We start from the raw sequence: 13410 nt of genomic DNA, 5'->3' as shown, positions 1-13410 counted from the left end.
CATGGGGCACGAGTTCGAGCTGACCGACACCGCCGACGTCGACGCGACGCCGGAGCAGCTGTGGGAGGCGATCGCCACCGGGCCGGGCATCGACTCGTGGTTCATGGGGCGCAACGAGGTCGAGGGCGGTACCGGCGGCGTGATCCGCGGCGCCTTCGGCGGCTACCGGCCGGAGTTCGCGATCCGCGAGTGGGATCCGCTCGAGCGGCTGGTCTACGGCACCGAACCCGCGCCCGACGGCCGTCGCGTCGGTTACGAGTTCCTCATCGAAGGCCGCGAAGGCGGCAGCTCGGTGATCCGGTGCGTCACGAGCGGCTTCCTGCCCGGCGACGACTGGGAGGACGAGTTCGAGGCGATGACCACCGGCGGTGCGCTGTTCTTCCGCACGCTGGTCGAGTACGTCACGCACTTCGCCGGCCGGGCCGCGGTGCCGGTCACGGCGTTCGGCCCGCTGATCCCGGACTGGGGCGAGGCGTGGACGAAGCTCGGCACGGCACTGGGCCTGCCGGCGCGGCCCGCGCCCGGCGATCGGGTGCGCTGGGAACCGGCCGGCCGCGCGCCGGTCGAGGGGATCGTCTACGCGGTGAACGACCAGGCCGTCGGGATCCGGACGGCCGACGCGATGTTCCGGTTCATCCGAGGCTTCCGCGGCCCGATGGTCGCGGGACACCACGTCTTCACCCCCGGCGCGGACGCCGAAGTCGAAGAAAAGGCCTGGAGCGGCTGGCTGGTGCGTGTGTTCGATTGACATTCGAGCGGTAGGCATCGAATATCGATACATGCCTCGATTGCTCGTCGCCGCCCTGCAGACCATCGTCGCCGGCGCGTTCCTCGTCGGGCTCTACGCCCAGCTCGTCGTGATCCCGACGAGCGCGGCCGACCAGGTCGAGCTGTTCCCGCCCTACGCGGCGAACCGGGTCCCGCTGGTGGCCGCGGCGATCCTGTTCGTGGCGTGCGGCCAGCTCGCGCTCGTCGGCCTCGGCATGCTGCTGCGCCGGGCGAGCCGGGGCACGGTCTTCCGGCCGTCGGCCCTCACCGGGGCGAACGTCGTGATAGGTGCGACGGCGGCCGCGACCGTGGTCACCGCCGCGGTCTTCGCTTACGTGACCGTCGCCGACATCCCGTCACCCACGGACGGCATGGAGGTCATCGGCCTCTGGCTCGGCACGGCCGCGGCGGTCGTGGCGGGCACGGCGGCGGTGCTGCTCCTGTTCGCCGGCCGGCACCTGCTGGTCAAGGCGATCGGCCTGCGCACCGAACTGGACGGCGTGGTCTGACGGCCTGGCGCCGGTCGGCGCCGGTCGATCAGGTGGGCAGGCCGCCGGGCAGGGTCTCACCCGTCTTCTTGCGGCGCAGCCAGACCTTGCGGGTGCCGTCGGCGTAGAGCCGGACGTTCCGCAGTTCCCAGCCGGCGAACTCCGCGTGGATGGAGAGCTGGATCGCCGCCGCACGCCGGGACACGCCCGGGGGCAGGTGCAGGCGGCGATACTCCCAATCCCCTTCGACCACCGCCTCGCTGACCGTCGTCATGGCTGGATCACCTGGGTCCCTTCTCCGGCGGCGGAGCCGATGATCACCCGGCCGCTCTGGTCCTCGACCCCCACCGAGTCCGGCTGGCGCACGGTGGGGAACCGGTACTTCTCGACCGGCTCACCGCCGCGGACGTCGAACCCGACCACTTCGTTGCGTGCCGTCAGCGTCACCCAGGCGAGGCTCCGCTTGGCGTCGTAGGCGATCCCGTACGCGCCACCCGGCACCGGGTACCGCTGCCGCATGATCAGCGGCGACGCCGAAAACGCGATCAGCGCGCCCGCCCGCGCGTCGGTCACCAGGATCCGGCCGTAGGAGTCCGCGACCGCGTTGGCGGCGCCGTCACCCGCCCGCAGCCCCTCGTTGATCTTGCCGCCGGCGACGTCCACGGAGAACACGGCCGTGCGCAGCCGATCCAGCACCACGACACCGTCGCCGGCCGCCAGGACGTCGTCGGCGCTGTAGATCTGCCCGCCGATCGTCCGCGCCGGACCGCTCGCGGGCAGCACCTGGATGTCCTTCGCCGCCCCCATCGCGACCAGCCGGTCGGCGCCGTAGGCGATGCTCGACGCCGGCTGCCCGCCCGTCTTCGTCTCCGTGAGCTTCCGGTCCGGCAACGTCAGCTGCTGCACCACACCCTGACCCGGCTCCGCGATCTCCACCCGGCCGGGCGCCACGGTCAACCGCGAAGCCGTGCCGTATAACGGCATATTCACCGGCGGTGACGCGAGCGCGCTCAAATCGTAGAGCTGCAAAGACGGTTGTTGAGCGAGAGCGACGACGAGGGTCGATCCCGAGACGGCCACGGCGGAAACGGCCCCACCGGGCAGGACCTGTCCGGCGGGCTTCACCGTGACTGCGGGGGAGACGGCGGCCTGCGCGGCCACCGGGTTCGCGACGATCTGCAGGTCGTCGCTGTCCGACTTGGCCGAGGAGCAGCCTGTGAGCACCAGGACACCGGCGAGCGGGATCGCGATCCGCGACGCGGCGGTGAGCCGACGCACGTTGGTGCCTCCAGATGTCCCTCGGCGGGCGGTCTTCACCAGCATCCTCCACGATCGTCTTGCCGTCACGTGCATGTCACCCAACAGACACCTGCCGTGGTGTCGATCACGGTGTCGATCATCGGGGCCACCGCTCCGGGTAGCCGACGTCGATCGCGCTGACGTCGTCGAGCGCCGACCGGATGGCGGGCGGGAGGGTGATGCCCTCCGCAGTGAGGGAGCCGGTGAGCTGGCCGGTGTCGCGGGCGCCGACGACCGGGGCGACCACGCCGGGCCGGTCGCGGATCCAGGCCAGCGCCACCGCGAGCGGGGACGTGCCGAGCCCGTCAGCGGCGGTGGCGACCGCCTGTACGATCCGGGCGGCGCGGTCGGTGCGGTGGTGCTCGACGTACCCGGCGAACACGCTGGAGGCGCCGCGGGAGTCGGCCGGCGTGCCGGTGCGGTACTTGCCGGTCAGCACCCCGCGCCCGAGCGGTGCCCAGGGCAGCAGGCCGATGCCGTGGTGCTCGGCGGCGGGCACGACCTCGCGGTCCACCCCGCGTTCCAGCAGCGAGTACTCGACCTGGGTGGAGATGAGCGGCGCGACCGCGGCGGCCCCGGCGGCGGCCGTCGCCAGCTGCCAGCCGGAGTAGTTGGACACGCCGACGTAGCGGGCCTTGCCGCTGTTGACCGCGTATTCGAGGGCGGCGAGGGTCTCGGCGACCGGAACCGTCGGGTCCCAGGCGTGCAGCTGCCACAGGTCGACGTGGTCGGTGCCGAGGCGTTTCAGCGAGCCGTCGAGCGCCGAGAGCAGCGCGCCGCGGGAGGCGCCGCCGCCGAACGGGCCGTCGGTGCGCCGGGCGACGGCCTTCGTCGCGAGGACGATGTCGTCGCGCGGGACGAGATCACCCAGAAGTGAGCCGAGCACCCGTTCGGCTTCGCCTTCGCCGTAGATGTCGGCGGTGTCCACCAGGGTGCCGCCGGCGTCGACGAAGGCGACCAGCTGGCTCGCCGCTTCCTCCGCGTCGGTGTCGCCACCCCAGGTCATGGTGCCGAGCGCCATCCGCGAGACCCGCAGTCCCGAGCGGCCCAGCTGTCGCTTTTCCACGACCGCCGAGCCTAGTGGGCGGCTCTGTCCGAACCTGACCAAGGTGAGTCGTGTCGCCTGCAAGGGCCCCCGTTAGGGTCTGGCCCCGTGCGACTCGGACTGAATCTCGGCTACTGGGGAGCGGGGAACGACCCCGCGAACCTGGCCCTGGCGAAACAAGCGGACGAACTCGGCTACGCCGTCGTGTGGGCGGCGGAAGCCTACGGTTCGGACGCCGTGACGGTGCTGTCCTGGATCGCGGCGCAGACGTCGCGGATCGACGTCGGTGCCGCGGTGCTGCAGATCCCGGCGCGGACCCCGGCGATGACCGCGATGACCGCCGCGACCCTGGACACGCTCTCGGGCGGCCGGTTCCGGCTCGGCCTCGGCGTGTCGGGCCCGCAGGTGTCCGAGGGCTGGCACGGCGTGCGGTTCGCGTCGCCGCTGGGCCGCACCCGGGAGTACGTCGGGATCGTGCGCAGTGCCCTGCGCCGCGAGCGGCTGAAGTTCGAGGGCGAGCACTTCACGCTCCCGCTGCCGGACGGCCCCGGCAAGGCGCTGCGGCTGACCGTCCGCCCGGCGCGCAAGCACATCCCGCTGTACCTGGCCGCGATCGGGCCGAAGAACCTGGCGCTGACCGGCGAGCTCGCCGACGGCTGGCTGCCGGTGTTCTTCTCGCCCGCCCACGCCGGGGAGCAGCTGGCGCAGATCCGGGCCGGCGCCGACGCGGCCGGGCGGTCGATGGACGGCTTCGACGTCGCCCCGACCGTGCCCCTGGTCGTCGGCGACGACTGGCGGGCCTGCGCGGACGCCGTCCGCGGGTACGCGGCGCTCTACCTCGGCGGCATGGGCAGCCGGGAGAAGAACTTCTACAACCAGCTGGCCTGCCGGATGGGCTTCGAAGCCGAAGCCGCCGAAGTGCAGGAGAAGTACCTGGCCCGCGACCGGGCGGGGGCGATGGCGGCGGTGCCGCTGGAGTTCCTCGACGCCACGTCGCTGCTCGGACCCAAGGAACGGATCGCGGAGAAGATGACCCAATTCGCCGAAGCCGGCGTGACGACCCTGTCGGTGTCGCCGTTCAGCCCCGACCCGGCGGCCGCGCTGACCACGGCCGTCGAGGCGTTCGAGCTGGCGGGGGTGGCCTGACGTGGGATGGTTCGAATCGCTCGTCCTGGGCCTGGTCCAGGGGCTGACGGAGTTCCTGCCGATCTCCTCGAGCGCGCACCTGCGGATCGTCGCGGCGCTCGTCGGCTGGGACGACCCGGGCGCGGCGTTCACCGCCGTCACCCAGATCGGCACCGAGCTCGCGGTGATCCTCTACTTCGGCAAGAAGATCGGGAAGATCCTGCAGGCCTGGTTCTTCTCGCTGTACAAGCCGGACTGGCGCCGGGACCCGGACGCCCGGCTGGGCTGGCTGATCATCGTCGGGTCGCTGCCGATCGTGGTGCTCGGCCTGCTGCTGCAGGACGCCATCGACAGCGCGTTCCGCGACCTGCGGATCACCGCGACCGTGCTCATCGTGTTCGGCCTGATCCTGCTGGTCGCCGACCGGATCGGGAAGCAGGAGCGCGGCCTGGACGACCTGACGGTGCCGCACGGCCTCGGGTTCGGGTTCGCCCAGGCGCTGGCGCTCATCCCCGGCGTGTCCCGCTCGGGCGGCACGACCAGCGCGGGCCTGCTGATGGGCTACACCCGCGCCGAGGCGGCCGAGTACTCGTTCCTGCTGGCCCTGCCCGCGGTGTTCGGCTCGGGGGTGTACAAGCTCAAGGACATCGGCTCGGGCGGCGTGCCGGCCCAGTGGGGCCCGACGATCCTGGCCACCCTGGTCGCCTTCGGCGTCGGCTACCTGGTGATCGCCTGGCTGATGGCCTACATCAAGAAGCGCAGCTTCGTGCCGTTCGTGGTCTACCGCCTGGTCCTCGGCGTGCTGCTGTTCGTGCTCATCTTCACCGGCGCCCTCGACCCGAACGCCGGCCCGGTCGGCGGCTGATCGTCGCGGGTCGCCCGCGTTGCCGCCGGGCCGCCCCGGCTTCGCCCGACACGCCACAGTCCGTGCGCGTGTTGGCCGTTCCGGTCGGCGTGTTGGCCAATGCGGTCAGCGTGTTGGCCGTTGCGGGGCGGTGTGGTGGCTCCGCGATGGCCAACTCACGGACCGGAACGGCCAACACACTGCCTGGAACGGCCAACACGCCGACCGGCCCGGTGCCTGGAGAGCCGTCGCCGCCGGCCCGGTCGGCGGCTGATCGTCGCGGGTCGCCCGCGTTGCCGCCCAGCACCCGGGAGGATGATCGGCGGCAACGTAGGGTGGGTCCTGTGAGTACGGTCATTCTGGTCAGGCACGGCAAGTCGACGGCCAACGGATCCGGCATCCTGGCCGGGCGGTCCCCGAAGGTGAACCTCGACGACACGGGCCGGGCCCAGGCGGAGAAACTCGTCGAACGCCTCGACGGCGTCCCGCTGGCCGACGTGGTCGTGTCGCCGATGCTGCGGTGCAAGCAGACCGTCGCGCCGCTGCTGGCGGCGCGGGGGATCGGGAAGACCGTCGAGCCCGGGCTGTCCGAAGTGGACTACGGCGACTGGACCGGCAAGGAGCTCAAGCACCTGGCCAAGGAACCGCTCTGGCGCGTCGTGCAGGCGCACGCGTCGGCCGCGGTGTTCCCCGGCGGCGAGGGGCTCGCCCAGATGCAGGCCCGGTCGGTGGCCGCGGTCCGGGCCCACGACCGCCGGATCGCCGCCGAGCACGGCGACCACGCCGTCTGGCTGCTGTGCAGCCACGGCGACGTGATCAAGTCCCTCATCGCCGACGCCCTCGGCCAGCACCTCGACGCCTTCCAGCGGATCGTCGTCGACCCGTCGTCGATCTCGGTCGTGCGCTACACCGAGACCCGGCCGTTCGTCCTGCGCGTCAACGACCACAGCGGTGACTTCCGCGGCATCGTGCCGCCCGCGCCGAAACCGGCGAAGCGGGGCAAAAAGGCCGCGAAGGACGCCTCGAGCAGCGACGCGGTCGTCGGCGGTACCACCGGCCGGTGACCCCGGCCACCTACGGAAAGCGCTGACATCGCTCCCGGGGGAGCACGTAGGGTGGCGGGACCGAGTGTTTTCCCCGACCAGGAGCCTGCCCCGAGATGATTTCGCCGGACAATCCGTTCGCCGCACCCAGCGAGCTGCCCTACGCCCTGCCGCCCTTCGACCGGATTTCCGACGAGCACTACCGGCCCGCGTTCGAAGCGGGCCTGGCCGAGCACGCCGCCGAGATCGAGCAGATCGCGGCGCAGGACGCCGAGCCGACGTTCGAGAACACCGTCGAGGCCCTCGAACGCGCCGGGGAGCTGCTCGGCCGCGTGGCGAGCGTCTTCTACAACCTGGCCGGCTCCAACAGCACCGACGAGATCCAGGCCATCCAGGCGGAGTTCGCGCCGAAGCTGGCCGCCCACCACGACGCGATCCACCTCAACCCGCGGCTGTTCGCCCGGATCGACGCGCTCCACGCCCAGCGCGAAGACCTCGGGCTGGACGAGGAGTCGCTGCGGCTGCTGGAACGCCGGCACACCGACTTCAGCCGCGCCGGCGCCGGGCTCGGCGAGGCCGAACAGGCGCGCCTGCGCGAGCTCAACGGGCAGCTCTCGACGCTGCAGACCAAGTTCCAGCAGAACCTGCTCAAGGACACCAACGAGCTGGCCGTCGTCATCGGCGACCGCGCCGAGCTGGCCGGCTTCGGTGACAGCGCGATCGCCACGGCGGCCGAGGCGGCGGCGTCCCGCGGGGAGACCGGCAAGTACGTCATCAACTTGACGCTGCCGACCAGCCAGGCTTCGCCCCTGGAGACGCTCAGCGACCGTGACGTGCGCGAGCGGATCCACACCGCGTCGATGGCGCGCGGCAACCAGGGCAACGACCAGGACAACAACGCCGTCGTCGCCGAGATCGCGCACCTGCGCGCCGAACGCGCCGCGCTGCTGGGCTATCCGAACCACGCCGCGTACGTCATCGCGGACGAGACGGCGAAGACCGCCGAGGCGGCCGCCGGGCTGCTCGAGCGGCTGGCCCCGGCCGCCGTCGCGAACGCCCGCACCGAAGCCGCGGAGCTGCAGAAGCTGCTGGAGGCCGATGTCCCGGGCGCGAAGCTGCGGCCGTCGGACTGGCCGTACTACGCCGCGCAGGTCCGTCGTGAGCGCTTCGACGTCGACACCGAGGGGCTGCGGCCGTACTTCGAGGCCGACCGGGTGTACCTGGACGGCGTCTTCTTCGCCGCCAGCAAGCTGTACGGCCTGACCTTCGCCGAGCGCCACGACCTGCCCGTCTACCACCCGGAGGTCCGCACCTTCGAGGTCTTCGACACCGACGGCACCGCGCTGGGGCTGTACCTGCTCGACCTCTACACCCGCGACGCCAAGCGGGGCGGCGCCTGGATGAACACCTTCGTCGACCAGTCCGACCTGCTCGGCGAGCGCACGGTCGTGGTGAACGTGCTCAACGTCAACAAGCCGCCGGCGGGGGAGCCCACCCTGCTGACCTTCGACGAGGTCGTCACCGCGTTCCACGAGTTCGGGCACGCGCTCCACGCGCTGCTGTCGGCGGTGCGCTACCCGACGTTCTCCGGCACCAACGTGCCGCGCGACTTCGTCGAGTACCCGTCCCAGGTCAACGAGATGTGGATGCTGTGGCCGGAGGTCCTGGCCCACTACGCCAAGCACCACGTCACCGGCGAGCCGCTGCCCGCCGAGCAGGTCGAGAAGCTCCTCGCGGCCCAGCAGTACGGCGAGGGCTTCTCCACCACCGAATACCTCGCGGCGTCCCTGCTCGACCAGGCCTGGCACGGCCTCGGCGTCGACGACCACGTGGGGGAGGTGCAGCGGTTCGAGACCGCCGCCCTCGTGAAGGCCGGCGTGGCGCTCGAAAGCGTCCCGCCGCGCTACCGCACCACCTACTTCGCCCACGTCTTCAGCGGCGGCTACAGCGCCGGGTACTACTCCTACATCTGGAGCGAAGTCCTCGACGCCGACACCGTCCAGTGGTTCCGTGAGAGCGGCGGCCTGACCCGCGAGAACGGCGACCACTTCCGCCGCACCCTGCTGGGGAAGGGGGGCAGCGTCGACCCGATGGACGCCTTCCGCGCCTTCCGCGGCCGTGACCCCGAGATCGAACCCCTGCTCATCCGCCGCGGCATCAACGGCGTCTGACCAACCCTGCTGGACCCGAACCACCATCCGGGTCCAGCAGCATCTTCAAGTGTATAACGCCCTATACCGCGGGACTGATTTCAACAAAATCAGTGGTCCCGTATCGAATACAAACCAGCAAAGACCAGGGAGGTCAGGCCGTCGCCCGTTCGCGGGTGACGATGTGGTCGACGAACCCGTAGGCGAGTGCTTCGTCGGCGTCAAACCAGCGGTCGCGGTCGGCGTCGGTGGTGATGCGGTCGACGCTCTGGCCGGTCTGCTGCGCGGTGAGCTCGGCCATGCGTCGCTTCATCTTCCCGAACACCTCGGCCTGGATGGCGATGTCGGCGGCGGCGCCGCCGATGCCGGCCGAGGGCTGGTGCATGACGACCCGGGTGTTCGGCAGCAGGTAGCGCTTCCCGGGGGTGCCGGAGGAGAGCAGGAACTGGCCCATGGACGCGACGAAGCCGAGGCCCCAGGTGGAGACGTCGGGTTTGACGAGCTGCATGGTGTCGTAGATGGCCATGCCGGCGGTGACGGAGCCGCCGGGTGAGTTGATGTAGAAGGTGATGTCCTTCGCGGGGTCGTCGGCGGCGAGCAGGAGCAGCTGGGCGACGATCCGGTTGGCGACGTCGTCGGTGACTTCGGTGCCGAGGAAGACGATGCGGTCGCGCAGGAGCTGTTCGTTGACGGAGTCGGTGAAGGACTGGCCGGGTGTCTGCATGTCGGGTACGGCGAGGAGGGTCATGGCCCGACCGTAGGGTGCTCGGGGTGTGGTGGTGATCGTCGTTCGCTGTGGGCGTGCGAGTTTCGCTCCGGGCGATCACCGGGGATGGGGGTGGGCGATGGTGTCGATCGAAGAGTTCGTGGTGCCGGGCGAGGGGCCGTACGGGGTCGTGGCCGGGCCGGATGGCGGGTTGTGGTTCACGCTGGTCCACAGTGGGCAGATCGGCCGCATGAGCACCGCGTATGAGGTGAGGGTGCACCAGCTGGAGCCGGCGACGACCGGGCCGACGGTGATCACGGCGGGGCCGGATGGCGCGTTGTGGTTCACGGAGTACCAGGGGAATCGGATCGGGCGGATCACGACCGAGGGGGCGGTGTCGTCGTTCGCGGTGCCGACGCCGTACGGCATCACGGCGGGGCCGGACGGGGCGCTGTGGTTCACCGAGATCAACGCCGGTCGGGTCGGCCGGATCACCGTCGAGGGTGCGGTGACGGAGTTTCCGCTGCCGGTTTCGGGTGCGTTCCCGTCCATGATCACCGCGGGTTCCGACGGGGCGTTGTGGTTGACCTTGAACCAGGCGAACGCGATCGGGCGGATCACGACGTCGGGTGAGGTTTCGGTGTACCCGTTGCCGACGGAGGGCGCGGCGCCGGTGGGGATCGCGGCCGGGCCGGACGGCGCGTTGTGGTTCGTGGAGATCGGTGCGGGTCGGATCGGGCGGATCGACACCGGCGGGGAGATCGTCGAGTTCCCGTTGCCGGACCGCGGGTCGCGGCCGCACGCGATCGTGGCGGGCCCGGATGGGGCCTGCTGGTTCACGGTGTGGGGTGGTAACCGGATCGGGCGGATCACGGTGGACGGCGTGATCACCGAGGTGGAGCTGCCGACGCCGGGGTCGGAGCCGCACGGGATCGCGGTGGGGCCGGACGGTGCACTGTGGACGGCGCTGGAGATCGGGAAGCTGGCGCGGATCTCGTACTGACGCGGAAGGGGCCGCCGTCCACATCGGACGGCGGCCCCTTCACTGGGGTAACGCGGCTCAGATGAGGCCGAGCTTCTGCACGGTGTCGCGCTCCTCGACGAGCTCCGCGACGGAGGCGTCGATGCGGGCGCGGGAGAAGTCGTCGATCTCGAGGCCCTGGACGATCTTGTACTCGCCGCCCGCGGCGGTGACCGGGAAGGACGAGATGATGCCTTCGGGGACGTCGTAGGAGCCGTCGGAGGCGACGGCGGCGGAGGTCCAGTCGCCGTCGGCGGTGCCGTTGACCCAGGTGTAGACGTGGTCGATGGCGGCGGACGCGGCCGAGGCGGCCGAGGAGAGGCCGCGGGCCTCGATGATCGCCGCGCCGCGCTTGGCGACGGTGGGGATGAAGTCGCTCTCGAGCCAAGCCTGGTCGAGGTCGACGGTCTTGCCGTTGACCTCGGCGTGCTGGACCGAGGGGTACTGGGTGGCGGAGTGGTTGCCCCAGATGGCGAGCTTCTTGATGTCGGTGACGGAGACGCCGAGCTTCTTGGCGAGCTGGGCGAGGGCGCGGTTGTGGTCGAGGCGGGTCATCGCGGTGAAGCGGTCGGCCGGCACGTCGGGGGCGTGGGACTGGGCGATGAGGGCGTTGGTGTTGGCGGGGTTGCCGACGACGAGGACCTTGATGTCGGAGGCGGCGCCGGCGTTGATGGCTTCGCCCTGGGGCTTGAAGATGCCGCCGTTGGCTTCGAGGAGGTCGCCGCGCTCCATGCCCTTGCTGCGGGGGCGGGCGCCGACGAGGAGGGCGATGTTGGTGCCTTCGAAGGCCTGCTTGGGGTCGTCGAAGATGTCGATGCCGGCGAGGAGCGGGAAGGCGCCGTCGTCGAGTTCCATCGCGGTGCCCTCGGCCGCCTTGACCGCCTGCGGGATCTCGAGGAGCCGCAGCTTCACCGGGACGTCCTGGCCGAGGAGCTGACCGGACGCGATGCGGAAGAGCAGCGCGTAGCCGATCTGGCCGGCGGCGCCGGTGACGGTCACGTTGACGGGGGCTTGGGTCATAGCGCTACTCCAGCTTGAAATCGAGACGACTTTGGCTTGTGCCTTGGAGCCTATCCCTCTCCGTGGTCGCCGTCCGGGTGCGTCCAGTCACTCTCGCTGGATCGGCTCTGCGCCGGGTTGGTCGGTGAGGTTGGCGGCGAGGCGGTGCAGGAGGCCGGCGAGGGTGGTGATCTCGTCGTCGGTGAAGCCGGCGCGGAGGCGTTTGTCGTGGGCGATGGCGGCGGTGGCGAGCTGGTGGAAGAGCTGTTCGCCGTGGTCGGTGAGTTCGACGACGTGGATGCGGCGGTTGTCGGGGTCGCGGCGGCGGGTGACGAGGCCGGTGGTTTCCATGCCGTTGAGGTGGTGGGTGAGGGTGGCGCCTTGGATGCCGACGGCGTCGGCGAGTTCGCGCTGGTTGGCGACGGGGGTGGTTTTGAGGGAGATGAGGATCTGCCAGATGGGCTGGGAGCTGCCGGCGGCGGTGAGGGCGTGGTCGAAGGCGCGGCTGGCGGTTTTGGCGGTGCGGGCGAGGACGACGCCGATGGGGGCGGTGGTGGGTGGTGGCACGGGGGGACCGTATCGCAGACGTGGAGAGGTCTAAGCGTTTGACTTCGAACGGTTAGACTTCTAACGTTTGCCTCGTCAAGTCACCGCCCAGTGGGGGAGCGCGATCATGAGCAGTACCGAAGAGCAGGTCAGGGCCGTGGGACGCCGGTGGGCGGACGCCGAGGTGCGGGGTGACACCGAGGCGCTGGGCGCGTTGGTCGCCGACGGCTTCCGGCTGGTCGGGCCGGTCGGGTTCGTCCTGGACGGGCCGCAGTGGCTGGCGCGCTACCGCACCGGCGAGCTGGTCACGAAGTCCCTCGACTGGCGCGACATCGAGGTGCGCGAGTTCGGGGGCACGGCGATCGCGATCGGTGTCCACGAGCAGACCGCGTCGTTCAAGGGCGTGCCCGCGGACGGGAAGTTCCGCGCCACGCACGTCCTGGTGCGCGAGGACGGCGGCTGGCGGCTGGCCGGGATCCACCTCAGCGCGATCGGCGGCCCGCTGCCGTTCACGCCGGGGGCCGCGTGATGGGCGTGGAGCTGAACCACACGATCGTGTGGGCGTCGGACCGGGAAGTGTCGGCGGGGTTCCTGGCCGGGATCCTCGGGCTGCCGGTGGGGCCGGTGGCCGGGCCGTTCCGGCAGTTGCGGCTGGCGAACGGCGTCACGCTGGACTTCGCGACGGCCGAGGGCGCGGTGCACGGGCAGCACTACGCGTTCCTCGTCGGCGACGAGGAGTTCGACGCGGCGCTGGCTCGCCTGCGGGCGTCGGGGATGCCGTTCTGGGCCGACCCCTTCCACCGGGTGCCGGGCGAGATCAACCATGAGCTCGGGGGCCGGGGCGTCTACTTCGCCGACCCGGACGGGCACAACCTGGAGCTGCTCACGCGGGCCTGAGGGGCTGTCGTGCGGTTCGGCATCGGGATCACGGGCTTCTCGTGGTCCGGCGGGCTCACCGAGGAGCCGGCGAAGGTCGCCGTGGCCGCGGACGACGCTGGGCTGGACACCGTGTGGGCGGCGGATCACCTGCTGCCGTCGTCGCACGGGACTGTGACGAGGTGGGGCGGCTGTACGGGGAGATCGTGAAGACGATCAGCACGCGGCTCTCGCCGGACGAGTCCGCGGCGTCGTTCGCTCACCGGTGCGCGGAGTTCGCGGGGTGGGGCATCGAGCACGCCGTTGTCATCACCGCCGGCCCCTGGTCGGTGGCGGTGGTGGCGACGCTGGGGCGGGTCGCGGGCTTACTGGACTGACCGGACGTCGTGGGGGTGATCGTTCCGGCGGGCAGGGTTTCCGCCGGTGCGAAATCGTTTTCCTGATACTTTTTCGGCCGCCGGATTTAAATAGGTTCCGAGGTTGTGGGAATGTGAGCGGTT

At 71.0% G+C, this 13410-nt stretch carries 16 protein-coding genes; 10 read left to right on the top strand and 6 right to left on the bottom strand.

The window, feature by feature from the left end; translation table 11 throughout:
* Position 1: 1 nt before the first annotated feature.
* Together ACLJQZ_RS24890 and ACLJQZ_RS24885 are read left to right on the top strand one after the other, a co-directional pair.
* Positions 2-748: an SRPBCC family protein gene (locus tag ACLJQZ_RS24890; protein WP_410622270.1), complete on the top strand. Its 747-nt coding sequence runs from the start codon at positions 2-4 to the stop codon at positions 746-748.
* A 31-nt stretch (positions 749-779) separates the two neighbouring features.
* Positions 780-1277, top strand: coding sequence for a DUF2975 domain-containing protein (locus ACLJQZ_RS24885; RefSeq protein ID WP_410622269.1), 498 nt, complete (start codon positions 780-782; stop codon positions 1275-1277).
* Positions 1278-1305: 28 nt separating this feature from the next.
* Here ACLJQZ_RS24885 and ACLJQZ_RS24880 read toward each other — a convergent pair whose 3' ends face one another.
* From ACLJQZ_RS24880 to ACLJQZ_RS24870, 3 genes are all read right to left on the bottom strand, one after another.
* Entirely contained in the window at positions 1306-1530 is a 225-nt protein-coding gene (locus tag ACLJQZ_RS24880; protein ID WP_247051714.1) for a DUF5703 family protein, read from the bottom strand.
* Positions 1527-2534 carry a hypothetical protein gene (locus ACLJQZ_RS24875; RefSeq protein ID WP_410622268.1) on the bottom strand — a complete coding sequence of 336 codons (1008 nt, stop codon included), beginning with the start codon at positions 2532-2534 and terminating at the stop codon, positions 1527-1529. Before ACLJQZ_RS24875 ends, ACLJQZ_RS24880 begins: the two co-directional genes overlap by 4 nt.
* A gap of 118 nt (positions 2535-2652) precedes the next feature.
* Positions 2653-3621, bottom strand: coding sequence for an aldo/keto reductase (locus tag ACLJQZ_RS24870; protein ID WP_410622267.1), 969 nt, complete (start codon positions 3619-3621; stop codon positions 2653-2655).
* Positions 3622-3708: 87 nt separating this feature from the next.
* Here ACLJQZ_RS24870 and ACLJQZ_RS24865 point away from each other — a divergent pair, with 87 nt between their 5' ends.
* The 4 genes from ACLJQZ_RS24865 to ACLJQZ_RS24850 all read left to right on the top strand — a co-directional run bounded on the left by ACLJQZ_RS24865 (position 3709) and on the right by ACLJQZ_RS24850 (position 8783).
* Complete coding sequence (locus tag ACLJQZ_RS24865; RefSeq protein ID WP_410622266.1) at positions 3709-4746, top strand: LLM class F420-dependent oxidoreductase; 1038 nt, start codon at positions 3709-3711, stop codon at positions 4744-4746.
* A 1-nt stretch (position 4747) separates the two neighbouring features.
* A complete protein-coding gene (locus ACLJQZ_RS24860; RefSeq protein WP_410622265.1) occupies positions 4748-5590 on the top strand; it encodes an undecaprenyl-diphosphate phosphatase in 843 nt (280 codons plus the stop codon).
* A gap of 323 nt (positions 5591-5913) precedes the next feature.
* A complete protein-coding gene (locus ACLJQZ_RS24855; protein WP_326949555.1) occupies positions 5914-6633 on the top strand; it encodes a histidine phosphatase family protein in 720 nt (239 codons plus the stop codon).
* A 95-nt stretch (positions 6634-6728) separates the two neighbouring features.
* On the top strand, positions 6729-8783 hold the full coding sequence (locus ACLJQZ_RS24850; protein WP_410622264.1) for a M3 family metallopeptidase: 2055 nt from the start codon (positions 6729-6731) through the stop codon (positions 8781-8783).
* Positions 8784-8916: 133 nt separating this feature from the next.
* Here the strand turns inward: ACLJQZ_RS24850 and ACLJQZ_RS24845 are convergent, their stop codons facing one another.
* Complete coding sequence (locus tag ACLJQZ_RS24845; protein ID WP_410622263.1) at positions 8917-9510, bottom strand: ClpP family protease; 594 nt, start codon at positions 9508-9510, stop codon at positions 8917-8919.
* 97 nt (positions 9511-9607) lie between these two features.
* Here ACLJQZ_RS24845 and ACLJQZ_RS24840 point away from each other — a divergent pair, with 97 nt between their 5' ends.
* Complete coding sequence (locus tag ACLJQZ_RS24840) at positions 9608-10471, top strand: virginiamycin B lyase (RefSeq protein WP_410622262.1); 864 nt, start codon at positions 9608-9610, stop codon at positions 10469-10471.
* Positions 10472-10528: 57 nt separating this feature from the next.
* Here ACLJQZ_RS24840 and ACLJQZ_RS24835 read toward each other — a convergent pair whose 3' ends face one another.
* Complete coding sequence (locus tag ACLJQZ_RS24835) at positions 10529-11509, bottom strand: malate dehydrogenase (protein ID WP_410622261.1); 981 nt, start codon at positions 11507-11509, stop codon at positions 10529-10531.
* Between the two features lie 87 nt (positions 11510-11596).
* Positions 11597-12055, bottom strand: a complete 459-nt coding sequence (locus tag ACLJQZ_RS24830) for a MarR family winged helix-turn-helix transcriptional regulator (RefSeq protein ID WP_410622260.1) — start codon at positions 12053-12055, stop codon at positions 11597-11599.
* A 106-nt stretch (positions 12056-12161) separates the two neighbouring features.
* Here ACLJQZ_RS24830 and ACLJQZ_RS24825 point away from each other — a divergent pair, with 106 nt between their 5' ends.
* The 3 genes from ACLJQZ_RS24825 to ACLJQZ_RS24815 all read left to right on the top strand — a co-directional run bounded on the left by ACLJQZ_RS24825 (position 12162) and on the right by ACLJQZ_RS24815 (position 13287).
* On the top strand, positions 12162-12563 hold the full coding sequence (locus ACLJQZ_RS24825) for a nuclear transport factor 2 family protein (RefSeq protein WP_410622259.1): 402 nt from the start codon (positions 12162-12164) through the stop codon (positions 12561-12563).
* The gene (locus tag ACLJQZ_RS24820) at positions 12563-12931 is read left to right on the top strand and encodes a VOC family protein (protein ID WP_410622258.1); all 369 of its coding nucleotides are present in this window, start codon (positions 12563-12565) and stop codon (positions 12929-12931) included. Before ACLJQZ_RS24825 ends, ACLJQZ_RS24820 begins: the two co-directional genes overlap by 1 nt.
* A 161-nt stretch (positions 12932-13092) precedes the next feature.
* Positions 13093-13287, top strand: coding sequence for a hypothetical protein (locus ACLJQZ_RS24815; RefSeq protein WP_410622257.1), 195 nt, complete (start codon positions 13093-13095; stop codon positions 13285-13287).
* Positions 13288-13410 lie beyond the last annotated feature (123 nt).

It is taken from the genome of Amycolatopsis sp. cmx-8-4 (assembly GCF_046548675.1).
GTDB lineage: Bacteria > Actinomycetota > Actinomycetes > Mycobacteriales > Pseudonocardiaceae > Amycolatopsis.
The sequence above is the reverse complement of the archived record's forward strand: the minus strand, read 5'-3'. Positions and strand labels throughout refer to the sequence as shown.

Excerpts from the sequence above, each read along its gene's own strand:
- ACLJQZ_RS24890 (WP_410622270.1), top strand. The coding sequence starts at position 2 with ATGGGGCACGAGTTCGAGCTGACCGACACCGCCGACGTCGACGCGACG.
- ACLJQZ_RS24885 (WP_410622269.1), top strand. The coding sequence starts at position 780 with ATGCCTCGATTGCTCGTCGCCGCCCTGCAGACCATCGTCGCCGGCGCG.
- ACLJQZ_RS24880 (WP_247051714.1), bottom strand. The coding sequence starts at position 1,530 with ATGACGACGGTCAGCGAGGCGGTGGTCGAAGGGGATTGGGAGTATCGC.
- ACLJQZ_RS24850 (WP_410622264.1), top strand. The coding sequence starts at position 6,729 with ATGATTTCGCCGGACAATCCGTTCGCCGCACCCAGCGAGCTGCCCTAC.
- ACLJQZ_RS24845 (WP_410622263.1), bottom strand. The coding sequence starts at position 9,510 with ATGACCCTCCTCGCCGTACCCGACATGCAGACACCCGGCCAGTCCTTC.
- ACLJQZ_RS24840 (WP_410622262.1), top strand. The coding sequence starts at position 9,608 with ATGGTGTCGATCGAAGAGTTCGTGGTGCCGGGCGAGGGGCCGTACGGG.
- ACLJQZ_RS24835 (WP_410622261.1), bottom strand. The coding sequence starts at position 11,509 with ATGACCCAAGCCCCCGTCAACGTGACCGTCACCGGCGCCGCCGGCCAG.
- ACLJQZ_RS24825 (WP_410622259.1), top strand. The coding sequence starts at position 12,162 with ATGAGCAGTACCGAAGAGCAGGTCAGGGCCGTGGGACGCCGGTGGGCG.
- ACLJQZ_RS24820 (WP_410622258.1), top strand. The coding sequence starts at position 12,563 with ATGGGCGTGGAGCTGAACCACACGATCGTGTGGGCGTCGGACCGGGAA.